The 25353-nt window shown below is 73.5% G+C and carries 19 protein-coding genes; 3 read left to right on the forward strand and 16 right to left on the reverse strand.

Annotated elements, in window-relative coordinates:
• Positions 1–321: 321 nt before the first annotated feature.
• Positions 322–1287 (reverse strand): 2-hydroxyacid dehydrogenase, encoded by a 966-nt coding sequence (locus ACZ56L_RS28685; protein ID WP_471067227.1) that lies wholly within the window; start codon positions 1285–1287, stop codon positions 322–324.
• Between the two features lie 77 nt (positions 1288–1364).
• Here ACZ56L_RS28685 and ACZ56L_RS28690 point away from each other — a divergent pair, with 77 nt between their 5' ends.
• Positions 1365–2387, forward strand: coding sequence for an aldo/keto reductase (locus ACZ56L_RS28690; RefSeq protein WP_345228261.1), 1023 nt, complete (start codon positions 1365–1367; stop codon positions 2385–2387).
• A gap of 114 nt (positions 2388–2501) precedes the next feature.
• Positions 2502–3659 (forward strand): PQQ-dependent sugar dehydrogenase, encoded by a 1158-nt coding sequence (locus ACZ56L_RS28695; RefSeq protein ID WP_471067229.1) that lies wholly within the window; start codon positions 2502–2504, stop codon positions 3657–3659.
• Positions 3660–3677: 18 nt separating this feature from the next.
• On the opposite strand, the gene ACZ56L_RS28700 is transcribed toward ACZ56L_RS28695, so the two are convergent.
• The 12 genes from ACZ56L_RS28700 to ACZ56L_RS28755 all read right to left on the reverse strand — a co-directional run bounded on the left by ACZ56L_RS28700 (position 3678) and on the right by ACZ56L_RS28755 (position 21014).
• Positions 3678–6788, reverse strand: a complete 3111-nt coding sequence (locus ACZ56L_RS28700) for a helix-turn-helix transcriptional regulator (protein ID WP_471067282.1) — start codon at positions 6786–6788, stop codon at positions 3678–3680.
• Positions 6789–6840: 52 nt separating this feature from the next.
• Positions 6841–7026 carry a hypothetical protein gene (locus ACZ56L_RS28705; RefSeq protein ID WP_345228264.1) on the reverse strand — a complete coding sequence of 62 codons (186 nt, stop codon included), beginning with the start codon at positions 7024–7026 and terminating at the stop codon, positions 6841–6843.
• Between the two features lie 240 nt (positions 7027–7266).
• The gene (locus tag ACZ56L_RS28710) at positions 7267–9378 is read right to left on the reverse strand and encodes a phosphocholine-specific phospholipase C (RefSeq protein ID WP_401762105.1); all 2112 of its coding nucleotides are present in this window, start codon (positions 9376–9378) and stop codon (positions 7267–7269) included.
• A 436-nt stretch (positions 9379–9814) separates the two neighbouring features.
• Complete coding sequence (gene gatB / locus ACZ56L_RS28715; protein ID WP_468691581.1) at positions 9815–11326, reverse strand: Asp-tRNA(Asn)/Glu-tRNA(Gln) amidotransferase subunit GatB; 1512 nt, start codon at positions 11324–11326, stop codon at positions 9815–9817.
• Between the two features lie 16 nt (positions 11327–11342).
• Complete coding sequence (locus ACZ56L_RS28720) at positions 11343–11582, reverse strand: hypothetical protein (RefSeq protein WP_401762102.1); 240 nt, start codon at positions 11580–11582, stop codon at positions 11343–11345.
• An 88-nt stretch (positions 11583–11670) separates the two neighbouring features.
• Positions 11671–13164 (reverse strand): Asp-tRNA(Asn)/Glu-tRNA(Gln) amidotransferase subunit GatA, encoded by a 1494-nt coding sequence (gatA, locus tag ACZ56L_RS28725; RefSeq protein WP_345228268.1) that lies wholly within the window; start codon positions 13162–13164, stop codon positions 11671–11673.
• Between the two features lie 6 nt (positions 13165–13170).
• Complete coding sequence (gene gatC, locus ACZ56L_RS28730; protein WP_030851400.1) at positions 13171–13467, reverse strand: Asp-tRNA(Asn)/Glu-tRNA(Gln) amidotransferase subunit GatC; 297 nt, start codon at positions 13465–13467, stop codon at positions 13171–13173.
• A 248-nt stretch (positions 13468–13715) separates the two neighbouring features.
• The gene (locus ACZ56L_RS28735; protein WP_471067233.1) at positions 13716–16229 is read right to left on the reverse strand and encodes an EAL domain-containing protein; all 2514 of its coding nucleotides are present in this window, start codon (positions 16227–16229) and stop codon (positions 13716–13718) included.
• Between the two features lie 294 nt (positions 16230–16523).
• Entirely contained in the window at positions 16524–18710 is a 2187-nt protein-coding gene (gene ligA, locus ACZ56L_RS28740; protein ID WP_345228269.1) for an NAD-dependent DNA ligase LigA, read from the reverse strand.
• Positions 18711–18749: 39 nt separating this feature from the next.
• Positions 18750–19760 (reverse strand): methionine synthase, encoded by a 1011-nt coding sequence (locus ACZ56L_RS28745; RefSeq protein WP_345228270.1) that lies wholly within the window; start codon positions 19758–19760, stop codon positions 18750–18752.
• Complete coding sequence (locus ACZ56L_RS28750) at positions 19757–20446, reverse strand: SDR family oxidoreductase (RefSeq protein ID WP_471067236.1); 690 nt, start codon at positions 20444–20446, stop codon at positions 19757–19759. The genes ACZ56L_RS28745 and ACZ56L_RS28750 overlap by 4 nt, the downstream gene beginning before the upstream one ends.
• A gap of 28 nt (positions 20447–20474) precedes the next feature.
• The gene (locus ACZ56L_RS28755; RefSeq protein ID WP_345228272.1) at positions 20475–21014 is read right to left on the reverse strand and encodes an LOG family protein; all 540 of its coding nucleotides are present in this window, start codon (positions 21012–21014) and stop codon (positions 20475–20477) included.
• A 122-nt stretch (positions 21015–21136) separates the two neighbouring features.
• On the opposite strand from ACZ56L_RS28755, the gene ACZ56L_RS28760 reads away from it, so the two are divergent.
• Entirely contained in the window at positions 21137–21916 is a 780-nt protein-coding gene (locus ACZ56L_RS28760; RefSeq protein ID WP_471067238.1) for an alpha/beta fold hydrolase, read from the forward strand.
• A 220-nt stretch (positions 21917–22136) separates the two neighbouring features.
• Here ACZ56L_RS28760 and ACZ56L_RS28765 read toward each other — a convergent pair whose 3' ends face one another.
• From ACZ56L_RS28765 to ACZ56L_RS28775, 3 genes are all read right to left on the reverse strand, one after another.
• Complete coding sequence (locus ACZ56L_RS28765; protein WP_471067240.1) at positions 22137–22970, reverse strand: alpha/beta fold hydrolase; 834 nt, start codon at positions 22968–22970, stop codon at positions 22137–22139.
• Positions 22971–23067: 97 nt separating this feature from the next.
• On the reverse strand, positions 23068–23898 hold the full coding sequence (locus tag ACZ56L_RS28770) for an alpha/beta fold hydrolase (protein WP_471067242.1): 831 nt from the start codon (positions 23896–23898) through the stop codon (positions 23068–23070).
• A gap of 220 nt (positions 23899–24118) precedes the next feature.
• Positions 24119–25276 carry a serine hydrolase domain-containing protein gene (locus ACZ56L_RS28775; RefSeq protein ID WP_471067244.1) on the reverse strand — a complete coding sequence of 386 codons (1158 nt, stop codon included), beginning with the start codon at positions 25274–25276 and terminating at the stop codon, positions 24119–24121.
• Positions 25277–25353 lie beyond the last annotated feature (77 nt).

Below are 25353 nucleotides of genomic sequence, written 5' to 3' on the forward strand. Positions count from 1 at the left end.
GGCCGGGCCTGCCGGACACCCCGTGGCGGCCGGGCCTGCCGGTCCGCTGCCGGTGGCCCGGCCGACTCCACCGCGTCGGATCGTCTCTCCATTGGCAGTGCATGGCCCGTCGCCCCCCTTGCCGTGTCCGTCGTGCTCCCCAGCGCCGTGGGTGTGGTGCGTGGCGCAGCCCCTAGGTCGGGACGATACACCAGTCCCGTCACTCAGGGACATAGTTCCTCTACGCTCCGTAACTATCAGCGGTGTTACGGGAACTGGGTGCGCCTACCCGGCTCCGGAGCGTGTTCACCGGCGGACTTTTCGGGCGGCCGGGGCAGGGCGTCAGCGCGGGCCCGCGACCACGTTGTCGAGCGCCTCCCCGGCCGCGAACCGGCCGAGCTGCCGTGCGATCAACCGCTTGGCGCGGGGCAGGAAGGCGGAGGAGCTGCCTCCGACGTGCGGGCTGATCAAGGTGTTCGGGGCGTCCCACAGGGGGTGCCCGGCGGGCAGCGGCTCCGGGTCCGTGACGTCGAGCGCGGCGCGCAGCCGCCCGGAGGCGAGCTCGGCGAGGAGGGCCCCGGTGTCGACGACGGGCCCGCGCGCCACGTTCACCAGGAGCGCCCCGTCCCGCATCCGCCCCAGGAACGCGGCGTCCACCAGGCCGGCGGTGTCCTCGGTGAGCGGCACGGACAGGATCACCACGTCCGCCTGCGGCAGGAGCCGGGGAAGTTCGGTGAACGCGTGCACGTCGCCGCGCTCCGTGGTGCGGGCGGAGCGCGCGACGCGCACCACCCGCGCGCACTCGAAGGGGGCGAGCCGGTCCTCGACGGCGGCGCCCACCGACCCGTGCCCGACGATGAGCACCGACTTGTCGGCGAGCGCGGGATAGAACCCCGACCGCCACTCCTGGCGCCGCTGCCCCTCGACGAATCCGGGAATTCCGCGCAGCGAGGCGAGGACGAGGGTGAGCGCCAGCTCGGCGGTGCTCGCCTCGTGCACCCCTCGGGCGTTGCACAGCCGCACCCCCCGCGGCACCCCGGCGCGGACGTCGTCGACGCCGGCGGTGAGGGTCTGCATGACCCGCAGGGAGGTCATCTGCCCGACCGGCCGCAGGGAGACCGCGGTCCCCTTCATGTACGGCACGACGTAGAACGCGCAGTCGGCGGGATCGGCGGGGAACTCCTCCTCCCCGTCCCACACGCGGTAGGCGAGGCCGTGCGCCGAAGGGTCGGGAAGTCCGTCGATCCCGGCCGGGTCGAACGGCAGCCAGACGTCGGCGGGGCGGTGGGGGATGTCGTACGCATTCATGCCCTGGAGGCTATGCGAACTCGCCTGACCTGCAACGGTTAGTTTGGGGGCGCGGCAAGACGGAGGGGTGCGGCACGGTGGAGCGCAGGACAATCGGGGCGACAGCGCTCGAAACGGGGGCCGTCGGGCTCGGATGCATGCCGATGAGCTGGGCCTACACGAGTTCGCGCCAGCGCGGCGAGGAGTCGGTCCGGGCCCTGCACCGGGCGCTGGACCTGGGCGCCAACCTGCTGGACACGGCCGACATGTACGGTCCCTTCACCAATGAGCTCCTCATCGGCCGCGTCCTGCGGGAGCGCCGGGCGGAGGCCTTCGTCTCCACCAAGGCAGGACTGCTCGTCGGCGACCAGCACATCGTCGCCAACGGCCGTCCCTCGTACATCCGCAGGGCGTGCGACGCCTCGCTGCGCCGCCTGCAGACGGACGTCATCGACCTCTACCAACTGCACCGCGCCGACCCGGAGATACCGATCGAGGAGACCTGGGGGGCGATGGCGGACCTGGTACGGGCCGGAAAGGTGCGGGCCCTGGGGCTGTGCGCGGTGGGCGCCCGGGCGTCGCGCCGCTCGGGCACCGGGGTGGGGCGTCCGGTCGCCGGGGGCCTGCACGAGGGGACGGTCCGCCAACTGGAGCGCGTGCAGCAGGTGTTCCCGGTCGCGGCGGTCCAGGCGGAGCTGTCCGTCTGGTCCCCCGAGGCGCTGGCGGACCTGCTGCCCTGGTGCGAGGCGCGCGGCGTGGGCTTCCTGGCCGCGATGCCGCTGGGCAACGGCTTCCTCACGGGCACGCTCACGCCCGGCTCGGGCTTCGAACCGGACGACGTCCGCGCCCGGCACCCCCGCTTCACGGCGGAGATGATGGCCGCGAACCAGCCGGTGGTGGCGGGCCTGCGCCGGGTGGCGGCCCGCCACGGCCCGGCGGCGACCCCGGCCCAGACGGCCCTGGCCTGGACGCTCGCCCAGGGCCGCCACGTGATCCCGGTGCCGGGTGCGAAGCGGGCCCGCTGGGTGGAGGAGAACGCGGCCGCCGCCGCCCTCACCCTCTCGGCGGCGGACCTGGCCGAGATCTCGGCCCTGCCGGCGGCCCTGGGCTCCTGGGACTGAGCCGGGCGTACGGAGCGGCTGCCGGGTCGTGGAAGGGGGGCGGACGGGATCCGGAAGGGGGGCGGGCGGTGTATGAACGAGTAGCAGTCTTCACCGACGGAGGGACACCCGATCGTGCGACGCCCCGCAGTGACCACCACCGCTCTCGCCGGCGCGGCCCTCCTGCTGGCGACGGGCTGCTCCGGCGAGTCCCCCCGGCCCCCCTCCCCGCAGGGCGGCTCCGCCACCCGGCCGGGGCCTGACGTGAGCCCCTCCCCCACCGCTCAGGGCGCCCCCGCCAAGGGTGCCGCCACCGTGACCGGCACGCTGGCGAAGGGCCTGAAGTCCCCCTGGGGCCTGGCCGCCCTCCCCGACGGCGACGTCCTGGTCTCCTCCCGCGACGAGGGCACCGTCACCCGCGTCGACGCCGAAACCGGCAGGCTCACCCCGGTCGGCCGGGTGGCCGGCGCGTCCCCCGGCGGCGAGGGCGGCCTGATGGGCCTGGCCCTGTCCCCCTCGTACGCCAAGGACCACCAGGTCTACGCCTACTTCACCACCGCGTCCGACAACCGCATCGCCCGTATGACGTACGACGAGAAGCGCCCCGCCGGGCAGCAACTGGGCGCGCCCGACACGGTGTTCCGGGGCATCCCCAAGGGCTCCAACCACAACGGCGGCCGGATCGCGTTCGGCCCGGACAAGATGCTGTACGCGGGCACGGGCGAGACCGGGGACACGAGCCTCGCCCAGGACCCGAAGTCGCTCGGCGGCAAGATCCTGCGGATGACCAAGGACGGCGAGCCGGTGCACGGCAACCCGGAGGCGGACTCGGTCGTCTACTCCCTCGGCCACCGCAACGTCCAGGGCCTGGCCTGGGACGCGGCGGGCCGGCTGTGGGCGGCGGAGTTCGGCCAGAACACCTGGGACGAGCTCAATCTGATCGAGCCGGGCAAGAACTACGGCTGGCCCGAGGTCGAGGGCAAGGAGGAGAAGGCGGGCTTCGTCCCCCCGGTCGCCCAGTGGAAGACCTCCGAGGCCTCCCCCAGCGGCATCGCGATCGCGCAGGGCTCGGTGTGGATGGCGGGCCTGCGCGGCGAACGCCTGTGGCGCGTCCCGCTGAACGGCGCCAGGCCGGTGGCGGAACCGCAGGCGTTCTTCCCGGAGGAGTACGGCAGGCTGCGGACCGTACTGGCCACCGGCGGCGACCAGTTGCTCCTCGTGACCAACGAGACGGACACCCGCGGCACCCCGGAGCCCGGCGACGACCGCATCCTGAAGGTGACCGTGAAGTAGCCCGTCCGCCCGCGCCCCTCACACCGCCGCGTCCTCCCGGAAGAGCCCCAGCCGGTGCGCCACCGCCGCCGCCTCGCCCCGCCCGGCGACCTCCAGCTTGGCCAGGATGTTGGAGACGTGGACGCTGGCGGTCTTGGGCGAGATGTAGAGCTCCTCGGCGATCTGCCGGTTGCTGCGCCCGGCGGCGACCAGCCGCAGCACGTCGCGCTCGCGCGGGGTGAGGTGGAAGTCCTGGCCCGCCGCGGCGGCCGGGACCGGCGCGGCGGACGGGGCGAGGCGGGCCCGCCGGGTGACGGCGGCGACCTGTTCGGCGAGCGGCCGGGCGCCCAGGCGGTCGGCGGTCGCCCCGGCCAGCCGCAGCAGCTCCGCGGCCCGCTCCCGGCCGCCGCTCCTCGCGGTGCCGTCGGGGTCCGGGTCCAGCAGCGACACGGCCAGCCGCAGTCTGACCCGGGCCAGGTCGTAGGGCCGCTCCAGCCGTTCGAAGGCGTCGACGACCGCGTCCCACTCCTCGGGCAGGTCCAGGCCCTCGGCGCGCCGCAGTTCGGCTCCCGTCCACTGGGCGTACGCGTCCCACACGGGCGCTCCGGTGGCGAGCCGCCGGGCGTGGGTGCGCAGCAGGGCGAGGGCCTCCGCGCGGCCGGGGGCCGCCACGGGGAGGGTGCGGGCGTCGGCCTCCAGCGCGGCGGCCTCCTGGAGGAGCGGCCAGGCGTAGCGGTGGGTGCCGAGGGGGAAGCCGTCGCCGACGGCCTCGACGACCTGGGCACGGGCGTCCAGGAGCCGTCCCTCGCGGGCGGCGACGGCGACGGTGAGCCGGTGGCGGGGCAGTTCGTGCTGCGGCATCCGGTCGTGCGGCCCGAAGTACCGTGCGGAGACGCCCAGTTGCGCCTTGGCCTCCTCGATCTCGCCCCGGTGCAGGGCGATCTCGGCGCGCCAGCGGGCGGCGGTGCCGCGCGGGCGGACGCTGGGCGAGGCGGCGAGCTCGGTGCGCCGGAAGTTGGCGGCGGCGTCCTCCCAGCGGCCCAGCGAGAAGTAGGACTCGGCCTGGTTGCCGAGGATCCAGTGCTCGCCGTCGACGAGGTTGTGGTCGCGGGCGTAGGCGAGGCCCTCGGCGCACAGGTCGGCGGACTGCCGGGAGCGGCCGATGCCTTCGAGGTGGGAGGGCAGGTTGGTGTGGGCGTGGTTGACCACGTGCACGATGCCCCGGGCCAGGGCGAGTTCGCGTGCCGCGGTCATCTCGGCGAGGCCCTGCTCGATGTCGCCCGAGTCGATCATCAGGCCGCCGAGGGTGAGCCGGGAGCGGAGTTCGGTGTCCTCGGCGCCGACTATGCGGGCGTACTCGACGGCCCGTTCGGCGGTGGCGACGGCCTCGGGTCCCGGCTCGTGGAGCATGGCCCAGCTCGCCACCATGGTGAGGATGTCGGCGTGCACGGCCGACGGCGGCAGCCCGCGCATCAGCTCCTGCGCGGTGGACAGCTCCTGCCACCCGTCGCCGCGCGAGAGCCCGGTGATCGCCTTGCCGCGCTGCACCCAGAACCAGGCGGCGCGCAGGGCGTCGGCCTCCCGCCCGTCCCCGGTGTCCTCCTCCAGGAGGCGCAGGGCGCGCTTGGCGAGCTTGAGGGCGCGTTCGCGCTCCCCGGCGAGGCGGGCGGCGACGGTGGCCTCGGCCATGAGGTCGAGGTAGCGCAGCGGGGCCGCGGCGGGGTCGCAGCCGCAGGGCGGGTAGACCTCGGCGTAGTCGATGGGTCGCAGCTTCGCCCGTACGTCCTCGGGGGCGTCGTCCCAGAGTTCCAGGGCCCGCTCCAGCAGTTGGAGCTGTTCGGCGCGGGCGTGCCGCTTGCGCGCCTCGACGGCGGCGGACAGCACGGCGGGCAGGGCCTTCGCGGCGTCGTGGGCGGCGTACCAGTAGCTGGCGAGGCGGGTGGCGCGGGCCTCCTGGCGGACGAGCGCGGGGTCGGCCTCCAGGGCTTCCGCGTAGCGGCGGTTGATCCGTGAGCGCTCGCCGGGCAGCAGGTCGTCGCTGACCGCCTCGCGCACGAGGGAGTGCCGGAAGCGGTAGCCCTCGCCGTCCGGGGCGACCTGGAGCAGATTGGCCCCCACGGCGGCCCGCAGCGCCTCGATCAGGTCGTCCTCGGCGAGCCGGGCGACGGCCGACAGCAGGGGGTACTCGACGGTCGAGCCGCCCTCGGCGACGATCCGCACCACCCGCTGCGCGTCCTCGGGCAAGGCCTCCACGCGTACCAGGAGCAGGTCGCGGAGCGAGTCGGTCAGCCCGGTCCGGCAGCCGCCCCCGATCGAGACGGCCAGTTCCTCGACGAAGAAGGCGTTCCCGTCGGACCGGCCGAACACCTCGTCGAGCAGGGCGGGTTCGGGCACGCCGTCCAGGATGCCGGTGAGCTGGAACCGCACCTCCTCGCGGGTGAAGCGGGGCAGATCGACGCGTTGCACGGTCCGCAGCCGGTCGAGTTCGGCGAGCAGGGGCCGCAGCGGATGCCGCCGGTGGATGTCGTCGGCGCGGTAGGTGCCCAGTACCAGCAGCCGCCCGCTGCGCAGCGTGCGGAACAGGTACGACAGCAGGTGGCGGGTGGAGGCGTCGGCCCAGTGCAGGTCCTCCAGGACGAGGACGACGGTGTGGTCGGCGGCGATGCGCTCCAGGAGGCGGGCGGTCAGTTCGAAGAGCCGCGCGGTGGCGTCCTCGCTGCCGACGGGGCCCGGCTGGTGGGCGTACGGCACCTGGCTCAGCTCGGGGAGCAGCCGCCCCAGTTCGTCCTCGTGCCCGGCGGTGGCCGCGGCCAGCGCGTCGGGGAGGCGGCGGTGGAGGGCGCGCAGGGCGGCGGAGAAGGGGGCGAAGGGGAGACCTTCCGCGCCGATCTCGACGCAGCCCCCGACGGCGACGACGGGACCGGCCGCGGCACCGGCCCCGGCGTCCGCACGGCTCCGGGTGCCGGTGGTCGCCCGCAGGAGGAACTCCTCCACCAGCCGCGTCTTGCCGACGCCCGCCTCGCCGCCGAGCAGCAACGCCTGCGGCTCGCCCGCGGTGGCGCGGGCGAGCGCATCGGTGAGGGTGCTCAGTTCGCCGGTACGGCCGACGAACACGGGGCTGACTGACCTGGTCTCCACGCCGCCGAGCATCGCACAGGGCTTCGAGGGGCCGGCACCCGCTGTCCGCATCGCGGTCGCCGGTTCAGGCGGCGCGGGTGAAATGGTCGCGCAGGGCCCGCAGTCCGCCCGGCGCGCCCTCCTCGTTCCTGCCCGCCCGCCGGGCACGGCGGGCCTCCTTGCGGACCTGGCGGGCCTCGCGCAGGAGGCGGGACCTGGCGGCGATCCGGACGAGCTCGTCGCGGCGGACCTGGTACTCGTACTCGTACATCTGCTGCTCCCTGGTGGGTTGGCGCTCACCGCTCGTTGCGATGCCTCAACTCTCGCCCGCCAGGGGGGTGCGGGACATCGGGAGTGTGCCCGATCTTGTGCGCGGCGGGGGGCCTCAGCCGGGGCCCGGGGGGCCTTAGACCTCCCCCGGACCGCCTTACCCGGCCTCAGGGCGGGCCGGGTCCGCCGCCGGGAAGGGGAGCGGGCAGCGGCCCGTGCGGCCCCCGCCCGCTCCCCCGCCTCAGCCGGAGACGCTCGCCCGGCCGTTCTCGATGTGGCCCATCAGCCGCCGCCGGAAGCCCGCCTCCCCCTGCACGGTGACCGCGAGGTCGTACCAGCCGTGGGCGTCGTCCGCCGAGTGCACGATGCTGCGGCTGCGCCCCGGCTTGACCACGACCCGGCGCGGCCGCCGCTCGTCGAGGTCGTCCTCGTCCGCGTACGCCAGCGGCTGCACCAGGAAGGTGACCGCCCGGCGGCCCCGGTTGGTCAGCGTCAGGTGCAGGTCCCGGTCGCGTGCCTCGATCCGGCTCGACACGTCGGCCGTCCCGGCCCGCGTCCCCTCGAACTCGCGCCGGAAGCCGTTCGGTCCGGTCACGGTGAAGCGGTACGCGTCCCCGGCGAGCGGCACGGTCCACTCGGCCCGTCCGCGCGCGGCGACGTCCAGGTGCTGCGGCACCGCGAACTCCCCGGCGTACGGGTACAGCGCGAAGTGCGCGCTGCTGCGCCCCTCGTTGCCGACGGTCAGCCGGAAGTTCGCGCCTCCGGCGGCCACCCGTCCGTACGCGTCCGGCTGGTACGGCAGCGGGCGCGCCCGGCGCACGCCCGGCTCCTGCTTCGGCATCCGCTGCACGGCCGGCGGCACGGGCCGCCACCGCCCGGTGAACGGCGGAACGGCTCCCGGCTGGTCGACGGACGGCTGCCGGTGCGTCCGCTTGAAGTCGAACGCCGAGGTCAGGTCGCCGGTGACCTGACGCCGCCACGGGGTGATGTTGGGCTCCCGCACGCCCGTCCACTGCTCCAGGAAGCGGACCACGGAGGTGTGGTCGAAGGTCTCGGAGCACACGTACCCGCCGACCGACCACGGGGACACGACGAGCATCGGCACCCGGATGCCGAGCCCGGTCGGCCGGCCCTTCCAGCGCTCGTCGGTGTTGTCGGTGGGCGGGACGGGCGGCGGGACGTGGTCGAAGAAGCCGTCGTTCTCGTCGTAGTTGATCAGCAGGACGGTGTGCCGCCACACCTCCGGATGCGAGCCGAGCGCGTCCAGCACCTGGTAGACCAGCGACGCGCTGGCCACCGGCGACGAGGACCCCGGGTGCTCGGAGTCGATCGCGGAGGGCACCAGGTACGACACCTCGGGCAGCTTGCCCGCCGCCACGTCGGCCCGGAAGTTCTTCGCCAGGCTGCCGGTCTCGCCGCGCCGCAGCCCCCGCTCGAACAGCGACCGCTCCCGCTTGTCGAGCGTCGCGACGCCCTCCTCCAGCAGCGCGAGCAGCTTCGCCCGCGCGGCGGCGTCCTTCGTCTCGCGCACCTCGGCGTAGAAGGACTCCATGAACGTGTGCCCGCCGGTCCTGGCGAGCGCCTTGCGCGCGATGTTCTTGAAGGAGGTGAAGAACTCGATGTTGTTGTCGGTGAAGTTCTCCCACTCGGTGTACGTCTGCCAGGTGTGCCCGGCCTTCTCCAGGCGCTCGGCGTACGTCGGCCAGGGGTAGCCGGGGTGGGTGCCCTCGGAGTAGGCGGCGTTGGTGACGGCCCGGCTGCCGTTGGCCTCGTACCCCGTCCAGCCGCTCCACAGGTGGTTGCGGTTCGGGCTGGTCGAGGTGTGGATGGACGAGTGGTAGGCGTCGCAGACGGTGAAGGTGTCGGCGAGCTCGTAGTGCAGGGGCAGGTCGCGGCGGTCGTAGTACGCCATGGTGGCGCCGGTCTTGGCGGTCACCCACCCGTTCATCCAGCCCTGGTTCCAGGCCTTGGCCCCGCCCTCCCAGGAGTGGTCCAGGTCGCCGATGTACTGGAGGTCCTTCTTCTGCGCCGCGGCGGCGTCGCGCACCGGGAAGGGCAGCACGCTGGTGAGCGGGCCCGGCTGCTCGAACACCGGTTTGCCGCCCGGGAGTTCGACGGCGTTGCGGTCGCCGAAGCCTCTCACCCCGCGGAGGGTGCCGAAGTAGTGGTCGAAGGAACGGTTCTCCTGCATGAGCACGACGACGTGCTTCACCGCCCGCAGCCCACCGGCCGGCGGCCGCTCGGCGGCGATGGCGGCTTGCAGCGAGGGCGGCAGCGCCGAGCCCGCGGCGGCGGCTCCGAGGGCGCCTCCGCCCACGGCGAGGAGTCGGCGACGGCTGAGGTCGGTGGGCATGGGTCCTCCCGGGTGAGTGGTGTGCTGCCCGGGAAACTACGGGCCGCGGGTGACACGCAGAAGTACCTGAGCAAGATCACCGGTGAACCGGACCTGCCCGTCGGACCGGAGTCCGGGACTCCGGTCGCAGGGGGCCGGCCCGGGTCCGGCCCTCCCGCGGCCCCGGAACCGCGCAGCCATGCCGCCATCGGCACCTGGCCGCTCCCGGTGTCCGTCCGCCGCTCCGGTCAGCCGGCCACGCCGCCCGGCGGTGCGCCCGCACGCGTCCTCGCCCCAGGGGCGGCCGCCGGGCCGGGCGCCGGGAGTTCCCGCAGGCCGTCCTCGTACGCACGGGCCGTCCTGGCGAGGACGCAGCACCCGGAGCGCCGGTTCACGCCGAAGGGGCCCCGGTCGCAGGATCGCGACCGGGGCCCCTTCGGCACGTACGAACGGGACGTCAGCCCTCGACGCCCAGCTTCTCCAGGATCAGCTCGCGCACCCGCGCGGCGTCCGCCTGGCCCCGGGTCGTCTTCATGACCGCGCCGACGAGAGCACCCGCCGCCGCGATCTTGCCGCCGCGGATCTTGTCCGCGACGGCCGCGTTGGCCGCGATGGCCTCGTCCACGGCGGCGCCCAGCGCGCCGTCGTCGGAGACGACCTTCAGGCCGCGCTTCTCGACCACCTGGTCCGGGTCGCCCTCACCCGCGAGGACGCCCTCGATGACCTGGCGGGCCAGCTTGTCGTTCAGGTCACCGGCGGCGACCAGGGCGGCGACGCGGGCGACCTGCGCCGGGGTGATCGGCAGCTCGTCGAGCGCGCGGCCGGTCTCGTTGGCGTTGCGGGCCAGCTCGCCCATCCACCACTTGCGGGCGGACGCGGAGTCCGCGCCGGCCTCGATGGTGGCGACGATCGGGTCGACCGCGCCGGCGTTGAGGATCGACTGCATGTCGTGCTCGTTGACGCCCCACTCCTCACGGAGCCGGTTGCGCCGCACGCGCGGCATCTCGGGGAGACCGGCGCGCAGTTCCTCGACCCACTCGCGGGCCGGGGCGACGGGGACCAGGTCGGGCTCCGGGAAGTACCGGTAGTCCTCGGCGTTGTCCTTGATGCGGCCGGACGTCGTGGAGCCGTCCTCCTCGTGGAAGTGGCGGGTCTCCTGGACGATCGTGCCGCCGCCGTTGAGGACCGCGGCGTGCCGCTGGATCTCGAAGCGGGCGGCGCGCTCGACGGAGCGCAGCGAGTTGACGTTCTTCGTCTCGCTGCGGGTGCCGAACTGCTCGCGGCCGTGCGGGCGCAGCGACAGGTTCACGTCGCAGCGCATCTGGCCCTTGTCCATGCGGGCCTCGGAGACGCCGAGCGCCTTGATGACCTCGCGCAGCTCGGCGACGTACGCCTTGGCGACCTCGGGGGCGCGCACGCCGGCCCCCTCGATCGGCTTGGTGACGATCTCGATGAGCGGGATGCCGGCGCGGTTGTAGTCGAGCAGCGAGTGCGAGGCGCCGTGGATGCGGCCGGTGGCACCGCCGACGTGCGTCGACTTGCCGGTGTCCTCCTCCATGTGGGCACGCTCGATCTCCACGCGGAAGATCTCGCCGTCCTCCAGCTGTACGTCGAGGTAGCCGTTGAAGGCGATGGGCTCGTCGTACTGGGAGGTCTGGAAGTTCTTCGGCATGTCCGGATAGAAGTAGTTCTTCCGGGCGAAGCGGCACCATTCGGCGATCTCGCAGTTGAGCGCGAGGCCGATCTTGATGGCGGACTCGACGCCGATCTCGTTGACGACCGGCAGGGCGCCGGGCAGGCCGAGACAGGTCGGGCACGTCTGGGTGTTCGCGTCCTGGCCGAGCTCGGTGGAGCAGCCGCAGAACATCTTGGTCGCGGTGCCGAGCTCGACGTGGACCTCAAGACCCATCACGGGGTCGTACGTCGCGAGGGCGTCCTCGTACGGCACGAGGTCGGTGGTGACAGTCACGGTGAAACTTTCCCTCTCAGCCCAGCAGGACGTCGTCGTCGCCCAGGCGCTTCAGCTCCCGCAGGAGGATGGCGACGCCGGTGGCGATGGCGGCGGCGGAGACGACGGCGTCGATGAGCTGGAGCGTGTCGTTGTCCGTGCGGGCCCTGCGGGCCTGCTTGATCACGCTCAGCGCGCCGAACGCGGTGGTGCCGATGGACAGGTACGTACCGGTGCGGGACTTCTTGAAGCCCTTGGCCTTGGTCAGTGCGCTCACTGCGTCTCTCCGTTCGCTTCTCCGCCCGCACGGCACAGCGGCGCGGCTTTCACGGTCAGGTGCGGCCCGGAGGCCGCGCGTGCGTCGCTCACAGCGACGGTGCCTCCTCGAGGAGGTGGTGCCCCCACTTTTCCACGAAGGCGGCCTCGACGGCGGCTCCCACCTTGTAGAGGCGGTCGTCCTTCAGGGCGGGGGCGATGATCTGGAGCCCGACCGGCATGCCGTCCTCCGGCGCGAGGCCGCAGGGCAGCGACATGGCGGCGTTGCCGGCCATGTTCGTCGGGATGGTGCACAGGTCGGCGAGGTACATCGCCATCGGGTCGTCGGCGCGCTCGCCGATCGGGAAGGCGGTGGTGGGCGTGGTCGGCGAGACGATCACGTCGACCTGCTCGAAGGCCTTCTCGAAGTCCCGCGTGATGAGCGTGCGGACCTTCTGGGCGCTGCCGTAGTACGCGTCGTAGTAGCCGGAGCTCAGTGCGTACGTGCCCAGGATGATGCGGCGCTTGACCTCGTCGCCGAATCCGGCCTCGCGGGTGAGGGCGGTGACGTCCTCGGCGGACTTCGTGCCGTCGTCGCCGACCCGCAGGCCGTAGCGCATGGCGTCGAAGCGGGCCAGGTTGGAGGAGCACTCCGAGGGGGCGATCAGGTAGTACGCGGAGAGCGCCAGGTCGAAGGACGGGCAGTCCAGCTCGACGATCTCGGCGCCGAGCTTCTTCAGCAGCTCGACCGACTCGTCGAAGCGCTGGAGGACGCCGGCCTGGTAGCCCTCGCCGCGGAACTGCTGGACGACGCCGACGCGCATGCCCTCGACGCTGCCGTTGCGGGCGGCCTCGACGACCGGCGGGACCGGGGCGTCGATGGAGGTCGAGTCGAGCGGGTCGTGCCCGGCGATGACCTCGTGCAGCAGGGCCGCGTCCAGGACCGTGCGGGCGCAGGGGCCGCCCTGGTCGAGGGAGGAGGAGAACGCCACCATGCCGTAGCGGGAGACCGCGCCGTAGGTGGGCTTGACGCCGACGGTGCCGGTGACGGCGGCGGGCTGGCGGATGGAGCCGCCGGTGTCCGTGCCGATGGCGAGCGGGGCCTCGTAGGAGGCGAGGGCGGCCGAGGAGCCGCCGCCGGAGCCGCCGGGGATCCTGGTGAGGTCCCAGGGGTTGCCGGTCGGGCCGTACGCGCTGTTCTCGGTGGAGGACCCCATGGCGAACTCGTCCATGTTGGTCTTGCCGAGGATGACGATGTCGGCGGCCTTCAGCCGCTTGGTGAGCGTCGCGTCGTACGGCGGGATCCAGCCTTCGAGGATCTTGGAGCCGACGGTGGTCGGGATGCCCTCGGTGGTGAAGATGTCCTTCAGCGCGAGCGGGACGCCGGCCAGCGGGCCCAGCTTCTCGCCTGCCGCGCGCTTGGCGTCGACGGCGCGGGCCTGCGCGAGCGCGCCCTCGCGGTCGACGTGCAGGAAGGCGTGGACCTTCTCGTCGACGGCGTCGATGCGCGCCAGGTGGGCCTCGGTGACCTCGACGGCCGTCAGCTCGCCGGAGGCGATCTTCTCGGCCGTCCGGGCCGCGGTGAGCTTGATGATCTCAGTCATGCTGTTTTAGTCCTCCCCCAGGATCTGCGGCACCTTGAAACGCTGCTGCTCCTGGGCCGGGGCGCCGGAGAGCGCCTGCTCGGGGGTGAGCGACGGGCGTACCTCGTCCTTGCGCATGACGTTGGTCAGGGGCAGGGGGTGGGAGGTAGGCGGTACGTCTTGGTCGGCGACCTCGGAGACGCGGGCGACCGCGCCGATGATGTCGTCGAGCTGACCGGCGAAGTGCTCAAGCTCTTCGGGCTTCAGCTCCAGACGCGCCAGCCGTGCGAGGTGTGCGACCTCCTCGCGCGTGATGCCAGGCATGCAGCGATCCTCAGGGGTTGGTGTGCGGTGTGGTTGGTGCGCCCAATCCTATGGGTCCGCGCCGCGTGCCCGCGAAACAGCCGCCACCGCCCCCGGCGCGGCCGCTCCCCCTGTCCCGGCCCGCCCCGATGCCGCCCCTCTCCTGCCCGCGCCCGCCGCGAGTGGGCCCCGGCGGAAAACACCGCCGGGGCCCACTCACCCGGTGGGCCCCGCGGGGGCGCCCGCGCGGTTCCCCGCGCGGCCCGGGGCTACTCCGGCTCCGCCCGCAGGGAGTCCGCTGCCGCCGCCGCCAGTTCCGCCGGGCGTTGCCAGCCCCGGGAGCCCCGCGCGAGGAGCCACGCCGTGGCCTCCTCCGGCGGCATCGCCGCCGCCACCAGCCACCCCTGCACCGCGTCGCACCGCAGGTCCCGCAGCCGCTCCCACGTCTCGTCGTCCTCGACGCCCTCCGCGACCACCAGCAGCCCGAGCGAGTGGGCCAGGTCGACCGTGCACCGTACGATCTCGGCGTCCTCGGTGTCGACGGCCAGCCGCGCCACGAACGAGCGGTCGATCTTCAGCTCGCTCACCGGCAGCCGCCGCAGGTGGACCAGGGAGGAGTACCCCGTCCCGAAGTCGTCCAGGGACATCTTCACCCCGTGCCCGGTCAGCCCGGCCAGGGTGTCGGCGGCCCGCTGCGGGTCCTCCAGCAGCACGTGCTCGGTTATCTCCAGTTGCAGGGACCCCGCCGGGACCCCGTGCCGCGCCAGCCGCGCCGCGACCGCCCCCGCGAAGCCCGGCGTGTGCACGTCGCGCGGGGAGACGTTCACCGCGACCGGCACGAAGAGGCCCTGGGCGCGCCACCGGGCGACCTGCGCGAGGGCGGTCTCCAGTACGTACTCCGTCAGGTGCGGCATCAGCCCCGACGACTCCGCGATGGCGATGAACTCGTCCGGAGGGACCCGCCCGCGCTCCGGGTGCACCCACCGCACCAGTGCCTCCAGACCGGCGACCTGCCCGTCGAAGCGCACCTTGGGCTGGTAGTGGAGTTCGACGTCGCCCGCGTCCAGCGCCCGGCGCAGGTCCCCCAACAGGCCGAGCCGGTCGGGGGTGTTGGAGTCCCGCTTGGACTCGTACACCTCGACCCCGCTGCGGTCCCGCTTCGCCTGGTACATCGCCACGTCCGCCCGCCGCAGCAGCCCTTCCGCGTCCAGCGCGTGGTCGGGGAAGACGGCGACCCCGGCGCTGGCCTCCAGGACGAGGGTCAGGCCGTCCAGGTCGAGGGGGGAGCCCAGTTCCGCGACCAGGTGCCGGGCGATGCGCTGGGCGCTCGTCGCCGACTCCGTGCGCGGCAGCAGTACGGCGAACTCGTCGCCGCCGAGCCGGGCCGCCTCCGCCCCCTTGGGAAGCGCCGTGCGCAGCCGGGCGGCTATCTGGAGCAGCAGCCGGTCCCCGGCGAGGTGGCCGAGCGTGTCGTTGACGGAGCGGAAGCGGTCCATGTCGATGAGGACCAGTGCCGCCCGGGAGCCGAGCGATTCCGCCTCCTCCAGCGCGGGCCAGGCGCGTTCCAGCAGCCACTGCCGGTTGGGCAGCCCGGTGAGGGGGTCGCGCAGCTGCTCCTCGGCCCGCGCCCTGGCTATCCACAGCGTGGAGTCCAGGGCGATCAGGGGCACGGCGAACAGCGGCAGCAGTACGGGCAGGGCGACCGCGACCACGCAGATCAGCGGGGCGATGCCCAGCAGCGCCCCGGCGACGAGTCCCTGGCGGACCAGGGAGGTCCGGGCGACGGCCGGCAGCCGGCCGTGCTGCGGGGCCCGGGCGAGCCACAGCAGCAGCCGGGTGACCACCACGTAGGCGCCGGCCGTGAGGACGACTTCGGGCAGGGCGCTCCAGTCCCAGCCGAGCGGCTGCCAGGGCTCCTCCACGGTCGGTACGTCGCCGAACAGGCTCAGGGTGAGGGCGGCGGCGACGATGCCGAGGATGTCGACGGCGCCGTGCAGCAGTCCCTGCCGCCAGCGGCGCCGGCGCGCGGTGCCGACCAGCACGACGACGGCCAGGCTGACCAGCCCGGCCGGAACCCATCCGTACAGCAGCAGGACGGCGAGGGTGAGCGCCGCCCCCGATCCCGTGCCGCCCCACCACCGGTCCCGGCCGAGCGCGACGAGGTGGCCGACGATGACGCCGGTGAGGACGGCCAGCGACCAGCCCGTCGCACCGGAGGGGAACACGGCGCGGCCCGCGCCGAGGGTGCCCACGACGCCCGCGCCGAGGACGAGGGCGGCGAGTGCGGCGGGCAGGGCGGGGAGCAGCGGCCCCCACAGCCGGCCGAGCCGGCGTCCCCTGGTCTCTTCGGGGGGCCCGCCCTGTCCGGCCGCGGGCGGCGGGGGCCGGTCCTGGGGCCGGGTCTGCGTCCGGGCCGCCGGGGGCTGCTGGGGGTATCCGGCCTGCGTCCCGTGGGTACGGCCGTTGCGCTGGGGCAGACCGGGCTGCGGCGACCCCGGCGGGACCTGGCCGACCGGCAGGGCCGGGAGGGCCGGGAGGGGGGGAAGGGGCGGGAGAGGCGTTCCGGCCGGTTGGGGTTGCCCGGTGGGCCGAAGTTGACCGGATTGCTGCGGTCGCCCGGTGCGGGGCGGCGGCCCGGCGTGCGGCGGCGGTGCGGGGCGGCTCGGCGGGTGCGGGGCACGCGGCCGGTGCCGGGGGCCCGCGGTCCGACGGCCGAACAGTGCGGCCAGCGCGGCCAGACCGCGCAGCCGGGAGGCCGAATCGGCACTCTCGGTCGGTTTCATTCCCGTCCCTCTCACAGCCGGCGGTGCCCGTGTCACGCGAGGTGGCCCCGTAGTCATGCCACCACGGCCACTCTCCCGCTTCCCGCCGCCCGGCGGGTGTTCCTTCCGGGGTCGCAGACACCCCGGAGGCGGCAAGCGGTTCCACAGCCGTGCACGACAGGCGCACGTCCCCACAGTAGGCCGCGGCAGGCTCTCCCGGGCAGCCGTAGCCCGCTGTTGCCCGAATGCGACCCGGCCGCCCGACGGCGTCTGCTATGCGCCGAACGGGTGGCCCCCAGGCCGCTGTTCTTCCCGCTACTGCTCCGCCGGAACCGCCGCTTCACGTGCGGCTTCCGGCCCTTGGGCGAGCAGCACCCCGAAGCCCTCCTCATTGAGCACCGGCACCTTCAGCTGCATGGCCTTGTCGTACTTCGAACCGGGACTGTCACCGACCACGACGAAGGAGGTCTTCTTCGAAACGGAACCGGTCACCTTCGCTCCGAGGTTCTGGAGCGATTCTTTTGCGCCATCCCTGGTGTGGTTCTCCAGCGTTCCGGTGACGACGACCGTCAGTCCCTCCAGCGGGCGGGGGCCCCGGTCCTCGTCCGCGCCCTCCTCCTCCATCCGCACTCCGGCGGCCCGCCACTTGCGGAGGATCTCCTGGTGCCAGTCGACCGCGAACCACTCCTTGAGCGAGGCCGCGATGATCCCGCCGACGCCGTCGACCCCGGCCAGTTCCTCCTCGCTCGCCTGCTCGATGCGGTCGATGGAGCGGAACTCGCGGGCCAGCGCCTCGGCCGCGACCGGGCCGACGTGCCGGATGGAGAGGCCGGTGAGGACGCGGGCGAGCGGCTTCTCCTTGGCGGCCCTGATGTTCTCCAGCATCGCCAGGGCGTTCTTGCGGGGCTCGCCGTCCTGGTTCGCGAAGATCAGGGCGACCTTGTCCTCGCCGGTCTTCGGGTCCTTCTTGGGCAGTCCGGAGTCCGAGTCCAGGACATACGACCTGATCGGCAGCAGTTGCTCGATGGTGAGGTCGAAGAGGTCGCCCTCGTCGAGCAGCGGCGGCTCGGCGGGCTCCAGCGGCTTGGTGAGGGCGGTGGCCGCGACGTAGCCGAAGTTCTCGATGTCGAGGCTCTTGCGGCCCGCGAGGTAGAAGAGGCGTTCGCGCAACTGGGCGGGGCAGGTCTGCGCGTTGGGGCAGCGCAGGTCGATGTCGCCCTCCTTCATGGGGCGCAGCGCCGTCCCGCACTCGGGGCACTCGGCGGGCATCACGAACTCGCGCTCGGTGCCGTCCCGCAGGTCCACGACCGGGCCGAGGATCTCCGGGATGACGTCGCCCGCCTTGCGCAGCACGACCGTGTCGCCGATCAGGACGCCCTTCTTCTTGACGACCTCCTGGTTGTGCAGGGTGGCGAACTCGACCTCGGAGCCGGCCACCGTCACCGGCTCGACCTGGGCGTACGGGGTGACGCGGCCGGTGCGGCCGACGCCGACGCGGATGTTGACGAGCTTGGAGTTGACCTCTTCCGGGGGGAACTTCCAGGCGATCGCCCAGCGCGGGGCGCGCGAGGTGGAGCCGAGGCGTCCCTGGAGCGGGATCTCGTCGAGCTTGACGACGACGCCGTCGATCTCGTGCTCGACGACGGAGTGCCGGTTCTTGCCGATGTACGCGATGAACTCCCGCACTTCGTCGAGGGATTCGACCACCCGGTTCTGCTGGGCGGTGGGCAGGCCCCACTCCCTGAGCAGTCCGTACGCCTCCGACAGCCGGGCGATGTCGAAGCCCTCGCGGGCGCCGATGCCGTGCACGACCATCCGCAGCGGGCGGCTCGCGGTGACCCTCGGGTCCTTCTGGCGCAGCGAACCGGCCGCCGCGTTGCGAGGGTTGGCGAAGGGCTTGTCGCCGGCCTCCACCAGGCGGGCGTTGAGCTCGCCGAAGGCCGCCATCGGGAAGTAGACCTCGCCGCGGATCTCCACCAGGTCGGGGACGCGCTCGCCCCGCAGGCGCTGCGGGATCTGGGCGATGGTGCGCACGTTGGGCGTGATGTCCTCGCCCGTGCGCCCGTCGCCGCGGGTGGCGGCGCGGGTCAGCCGGCCCTTCTCGTACGTCAGGTTGACGGCGAGGCCGTCGACCTTGAGTTCGCACAGCAGGTGGTACTCGATGCCGCCGAGCTCGCCCGCGAGCCGCTCGGCCCAGGCGGCGAGCTCCTCGTCGTCGAAGGCGTTGTCCAGGGAGAGCATCCGCTCGCGGTGCCGGACGGAGGTGAAGTCGGTCTCGTACGCCCCGGCGACCTTCTGGGTCGGCGAGTCGGGCGTGCGCAGCTCGGAGTACTCCTCCTCCAGTGCCTCCAGGGAGCGCAGCAGCTTGTCGAACTCGGCGTCGCTGACGACCGGCTGGTCGTTCACGTAGTACCGGAAGCGGTGCTCCTCGATCTGCTCAGCGAGCCGCGCGTGCTTCTCCCGTGCCTCTGCGGGTACCGCTGCGTGCTGTTCGCCAGCCACCGTCTCATCCTCCCGTTGGTCCCGTGCGGGGACTGTTCGTCACTCTGGGTTGTCCGCGAGCGACCGTGCCGCCCGGCTGCTGTGGGCGAGCGCCGCACGGGCGTACGCCGGGGCGGCCCCGGCGAGACCGCACGTGGGGGTGACGACCACGGACTCGTACAGGAGTCCGGGATTCAGCCCCAGCCTGCGCCACAACTGCCTGACACCCATGACGCTACCGCCCGGGTCTGACAATGGTCCTTCCACGCTCGGCACGACGCCCGCGAAGAGTTTCGTGCCGCCCTCGACCGCTTCGCCGATCGCGTCGTCGTCACGCTCAGTGAGCAGGGTGAAGTCGAACGAGATCCCGTCCGCCCCCGCCCGGCGCAGCAGCGCGAACGGCACGTCGGGGGCGCAGGAGTGCACCACGGCCGGCCCGTCGTGGACGCCCAGCACGTCGCGCAGCGCGCTCTCCACGACCTGCCGGTCGGGCGCCCGGTGGGTTCGGTAGCCGCTGGCGGTCCTCACCTGCCCGCGCAGCACGGCGATCAGCGACGGCTCGTCGAGCTGAAGGACGATCCGCCCGCCGGGAATGCGCCGCCGCACCTCCGCGAGGTGCCCGCGCAGCCCCTCGGCGAGCGAGGACGCCAGGTCGCGGCAGGCGCCCGCGTCGCCCAGCGACGCCTCGCCGCCGCGCAGCTCCAGGGCGGCGGCGAGCGTCCACGGCCCGACGGCCTGCACCTTGACCGGGCCCGTGTACCCCTGGGTGAACTCCTCCAGGGCGTCCAGGTCCTCGCCCAGCCAGGAGCGGGCCCGCCGGGTGTCGCGGCCCGGCCGGTCGCTGAAGCGCCAGCCGCTGGGCTCCAGGTGGACGTACATCTCGGCGAGCATTCCGGCGGTGCGGCCGATCATGTCCGCGCCGGGCCCGCGGCCGGGCAGCTCCGCGAGGTACGGGAAGTCCTCGAAGCTGCCGGTGACGGTTCTGGCGGTCTCGCGGGCGTCGCCGCCGGGCATGGAGCCGACGCCGGTGGCGGGGCCCCACCACTTCTCGGGGGTCTCCTGGGCGCTCATCGTCCGGGCCGTACCGTCAGGTCGTTGACCTCGGCGTCGCGCGGCAGGTCCAGGGCCATCAGGATCGTCGTGGCCACCGACTCGGGGTCGATGAACTTCGCCGGGTCGTACGCCTTGCCCTCCTGCGAGTGCACCTTCTCCTGCATGGGGCTCGCGGTGCGCCCGGGGTAGATGGAGGTGACGCGGACCCCGTTGGCGTGCTCCTCGTGGCGCAGCGAGTCGGCCAGGGCCTTCAGGCCGTGCTTGCTGGCCGCGTACGCGCTCCACTCGGGGCTCGCGTTCAGCCCGGCGCCGGAGTTCACGAAGACCACGTGCCCCTTGTCCAGGCGCAGTTGCGGCAGGAAGAGCCGGGTCAGTTCGGCGGGGGCGATGAGGTTGGTGTTGAGCTGGCTGTGCCAGGCGCGTACGCCCAGGTCGCCGACCGGGCCGAGGTCGACGACGCCCGCGATGTGCAGCAGGGTGTCGACCCGCTCGGGCATCGGCTGGTGCGAGAACGCCCAGGACAGCCGGTCGGGGTTGGACAGGTCGCCGACGAGGGTGCGCGCGCCGGGGAGCCCGGCCGCCAGTTGCTTGGCGCGACCGGCGTCGCGTGCCAGGAGGACGACGTCGTCGCCGCGCTCGTGCAGGCGGCGGGCGACGGCGGCGCCGATGCCCGATCCCGCCCCGGTGATCACATGAGTAGCCATGTGCCCCATGCTCGCACCTGCGGGACGCCTACCGGACCCCGGCGGACTCCTCCAGGTACGCGAGCGCCGCCACCCCGTCCTCGGCGAAGAACACCAGGTCAGTGAGGGGCACGGGCAGGAAGCCCTCCTCGTCCATGCGCTGGAACTGCTGCTTGAGCCCGTCGTAGAAGCCCTCGGTGTTGAGCAGCACCACCGGCTTGTCGGTCATGCCGTGCTTCTTCAGCTCCAGGATCTCGGTCGCCTCGTCCAGGGTTCCGGTGCCGCCGACCATGATCACGATCGCGTCCGACTTGCCGAGGAGCAGCGCCTTGCGCTCGGCGAGGTCCTTGGCGACGACCATCTCGTCGGCCCGCGGGCGGGCCTTCGCCTGGAGGAACTCCACGGACACGCCCACGAGCCTGCCGCCCGCCCGCTCCACACCGTCGGCGACGACCTTCATCAGGCCGACGTCGGAACCGCCCCAGACCAGGGTGTGACCGCCCTTGCCGAGGAGTTCGGCGAACTCCCGGGCGGGCCGGGTGTAGCGCTCGTCGAGGTCGGCCGCGGAGAGGAAGACACAGATGTTCATGGCCTCCAACCTAACGCCGGGCCCGGGGGCGCGGAACGCGGCGTCCGGCGGCGGGGCAGCGCCCGGGAAGAACTTTTTCCCACGAGCGATGAGTTCCGCGCGCGCCCGCAGTCCAAGTCGGTATGAGCAAAGTGATTTCGCGGGACGGCACCCCCCTCGCGTACGAGCGCACGGGCGGGGGCGCGCCGGTGATCCTGGTGGGCGGCGCCTTCAGCACGGGTACGGCGGAGGGCCCCCTCGCGGGCCTGCTCGCCGGGCGCTTCAGCGTCGTCACGTACGACCGCAGAGGCCGCGGCGGCAGCGGCGACACGGCCCCCTACGCGGTGGCCCGGGAGGTGGAGGACCTGGCGGCGCTGATCGAGGAGGTCGGCGGCAGCGCCTGCCTGTACGGAATGTCGTCGGGCGGCGCGCTGGTGCTGCGGGCGGCCGCGGCCGGGCTGAGCGTGCCGCGCGTCGCCGTGTACGAGCCGCCGTTCACGGTGCTGGAGGAGACGCGGGCCGAGAAGACCGCGTACACCCGGCGGCTGAACGCCCTGCTCGACGCGGGCGAGCGGGGCGCTGCGGTGGAACTGTTCCTGTCCGTCGTGGGCATGCCGGCGGAGTTCGTCGCCCGGATGAGACGGGCTCCGGTGTGGCGCTCGTTCGAGTCCCTGGCGCCGACGCTGGCGTACGACGACGCGGTGATGGGCGACGGGACGGTGCCGGTGGACCGGCTGGCGGCGCTCACGCAGCCGGTGCTGGTGGTGTCGGGGGACGCCGGCCCCGGTGTCATGCGCGACGCGGCCCGCCTGACGGCGGACGCGGTGCCCGACGGCCGCCATGTCGCCCTGCCGCAACAGACGCACGACGTGGACCCGCGGGAACTGGCGCCGGTGCTGGAGGAGTTCTTCGCCGCCGTCTGAGCCGGGTGCTCTCCGCCGCCGTCCGAACCGGGCGCGGGCCGGGCGGTGGGCGGTGCGGGCCGCCTCTCGGGGGGCTGCCGGGCGTCCGTGCTCCGCCGCCGTGGGGTCGGCGGCGGGGCACGGCCCGGGGGCCCGTCGGCTGACGGCCCGCGCAGGGGGGAACGGCTTCGGCCTCACCCGCCCGGCGCGCGCTCCGGACCGGGCGGGCGCCGGACGTCGGTCACTTGGCCAGGAACTCCAGGAGGGCCTCGGTGACCTCCTCGGCGTGGGTCCACAGCAGGCCGTGCGGCGCGCCGTCGATGACGACGTAGTCGGCCTGCGGGAGGGCCTGGTGGAAGGGGGTGCCGGTGGACTCGATGGGCAGGATGCGGTCGGCGGTGCCGTGCAGGATCAGCGCCGGGACGTCGATCTTCGGCAGGTCGGCGCGGAAGTCGGTGGACCACGTCGCCACGCAGGCCCGGGAGGCGTGCGCGGAGGCTCCTGCCGCGACGTTCCAGCTGTTGCGGACGGCCTCCTCGCTGATGCGGGAGCCGAGGTTCTCGTCGAGGTTGTAGAAGTCCTCGTAGAACGCGGTGAAGTAGGCGTAGCGGTCGGCGGTGACGGCCGCTTCGATCTCCGCGAAGACGGCGCCGTCGACACCGCCGGGGTTGTCGTCGGTCTTCAGGAGGAAGGGTTCCAGGGAGGCGAGGAAGGCGGCCTTGGCGATGCGGGCCGATCCGTACGTACCCAGGTAGCGGCCGACCTCGCCGGTGCCCATGGAGAAGCCGACCAGGACGGCGCCGGTGAGGTCGAGAGTCTCCAGGACCGTGTTCAGGTCGGCGGCGAAGGTGTCGTAGTCGTAACCGGTGGTGGGGTGGCTGGAGCGGCCGAAACCGCGCCGGTCGTACGTGATCACGCGGTAGCCGGCCGACAGCAGCGCGGCGGTCTGCTTCTCCCAGGAGTGGCCGTCGAGCGGGTAGCCGTGGATCAGTACGACCGGCTGACCGGTGCCGTGGTCCTCGTAGTACAGCTCGATGCCGGTCGAGTTCTCCTGGCCGACGGTGATGAACGCCATGGTGGAAATGTCCTTCGGTGCGGGATGCGGTGGAGGGTGGAACGGCCGGGCGCGGCTCTGGGGCCCCGTCCGGCCTCGGTGCGGGCGGTCCCGCCGTTCAGCGGACCGCGCGGGCCGCGCGCTCGACGACGCGGGCGACGGCGTCGGGGCGGGACACCGACACGGCGTGCGACGCGTCGACGACCGTGGTGCGTGCTCCGGCGCGACGCGCCATGTAACGCTGCGCGGCCTCCGGGATGTTGAGGTCCTGGGTGGTCACCAGGGCCCAGGAGGGGATCGTCTTCCAGGCGGCCTTCGTCGACTTCTCCGCCAGCGCGGCCGCGGCGACGGGACGCTGTCCGGCCGCCATGAGCCGGGCCTTGTCCGCCGGCACGTCCGCGGCGAACTGGCCCCGGAACTTCCCGGCCTCGATGTACACGTCCTCGCCCCGGGTGCCGTCGGGCAGCGTGTAGTGGACGGACTCGACGGCCCGGCCGAGGGTGCTGCCGGGGAACTTGTCCGTCAGCCCGAGCGAGCTCTCCCCGGTGTCGGGCAGGAACGCGGCGATGTAGACCAGCGCCTTCACCTTGCCCTCCAGGCCCGCCGCGGCCTGGCTGATGACCGTGCCGCCGTAGGAGTGGCCGACCAGCACCACGGGCCCGGCGATGCGGTCGACGACGCCGCGCAGGTGGGCGGCGTCGGCCGCCGGGCCGCGCAGCGGGTTGGCGGCGGACACCACGGCGTAGCCGGCTCGCTGGAGCCGCGCGACGACGCCGTCCCAGCTCCCGGCGTCGGCGAACGCGCCGTGCTCCAGCACGATCGTCGGCCGCTCCGGGCGCAGGGGCGCCGCACTGGCCCCGGCGGGCAGGGTGAGGGCGGCGGCGGACAGGCCGACGGCGGCTGTGACGCCGAGCAGGGCGGACCTGCGGGTGAGGGGGGTGGTGCGCATGCGGTGAACGTCCTTCTTCCTCGGCCGTCGGCCCGGTGCGGGCGCGGCGACGTGGGGCGGTGTGTACGGCGGGGGCGGGGCCCTGCGTCCTGCTCTACGACGGCGGACCCGCTTCGGTTCACCGGGAGGTCGGAACTGTCGGCGCCGGGTCCGGGCGGGCCCGCTCCCGGCAGGCCCGGGTCGGATCGGACCGGGTCGGATCGGGTCGGGTCAGGTCGGGTCAGGCTCGGTCCGAGGCGTCCAGGACGTCGTAGACCCGCTTCAGGTAGGTGTGCGTGCGCTCCGAGCCGAGGAGGCCGTCGCCCAGCCGGTTCATCGTGTACGAGAACGTGACGCGCCGGTCGAGGTCCATCAGCACGATCGATCCGCCCCGGCCGACCCAGAAGCAGACCCGCCCGGCGGCCGGCAGGTGGGGCATCGTCCGGGCGTCGGCGAGTGCGAAACCGACGCCCCAGCGCACCGGAACACCCAGGAACAGGTCGATCCCGTCGGCCTGCACGTCGAAGATCCGGTCCACCGTGTCCGCGGAGAGCAGCCGGGTGCCGTTGACCAGGCCGTGCCGGGAGATCGCGGAGAGGGCGCGGGCCATGCCCCGCGCGTTGCCGTGTCCGTTGACGGCTCCGAGTTCGGCACGGCGCCACCGGGGGGTGTCGACGTGTTCGTCCCGGGCGGGACTGCCGAACAGCGTCCTGGCGAAGATCCCCTCGGGGTCCAAGTCGGCGGGCAGTCCGGCGGCCTGCCGCGGGGCCACCAGGTCGGCGATGCGCGGCCAGTCGGCCTCCCGCGCACCGATCTGGACGTCCGCCCGGGCCGGCTTCGCGATCTCGGTGTGGACGAAGTCGGTCAGGGACCGGCCGCTGACCCGCCGGACCAGCTCTCCGATCAGCTGCCCCTGGGTCTGCACGTGGTAGCCCGAGGCACTGCCCGGCTCCCACCAGGGGGCCTGCGCGGCCAGCCGGGCGCTCGCGGTCGGCCGGTCGTACAGGTCGTCCATGGTGAAGGGCTGCTCCCAGCCCGAGAGCCCCGAGGTGTGGGCGAGGACGTGCCGCACCTCGATGTCCTGTTTGCCCCGGGCGGCGAATTCCGGCCAGTAGTGCGCGACCGGGCGGTCCAGATCGAGTGCGCCCCGGTCGACGAGGACGAGGGCCGCCAGGCTGCTCAGCGTCTTGGTGGTCGACCACAGACCGACCAGGGTGTCCTGACTCCAGGGCACGCTGCGGGCCGCGTCGGCGTGCCCGCCCCACAGGTCGACCTCCATGACGCCGTCGACGTCGACGGCGATCGACGCCCCCAGCTCCTCGCCGGACTGCAGGTTCGCTGCCAGCGCCTCCCGGACCGGCTCGAACCGCGCGGTGCTCGTTCCCTCGACGGTGACCATGGCTTTTCCTCACTCTTGACGACGTCCGTTCGGTCACACAACGGCACGGACCGCCCGCCGGTTCACCTCGTGTCGCG

The organism is Streptomyces sp. NPDC039736 (genome assembly GCF_055596485.1).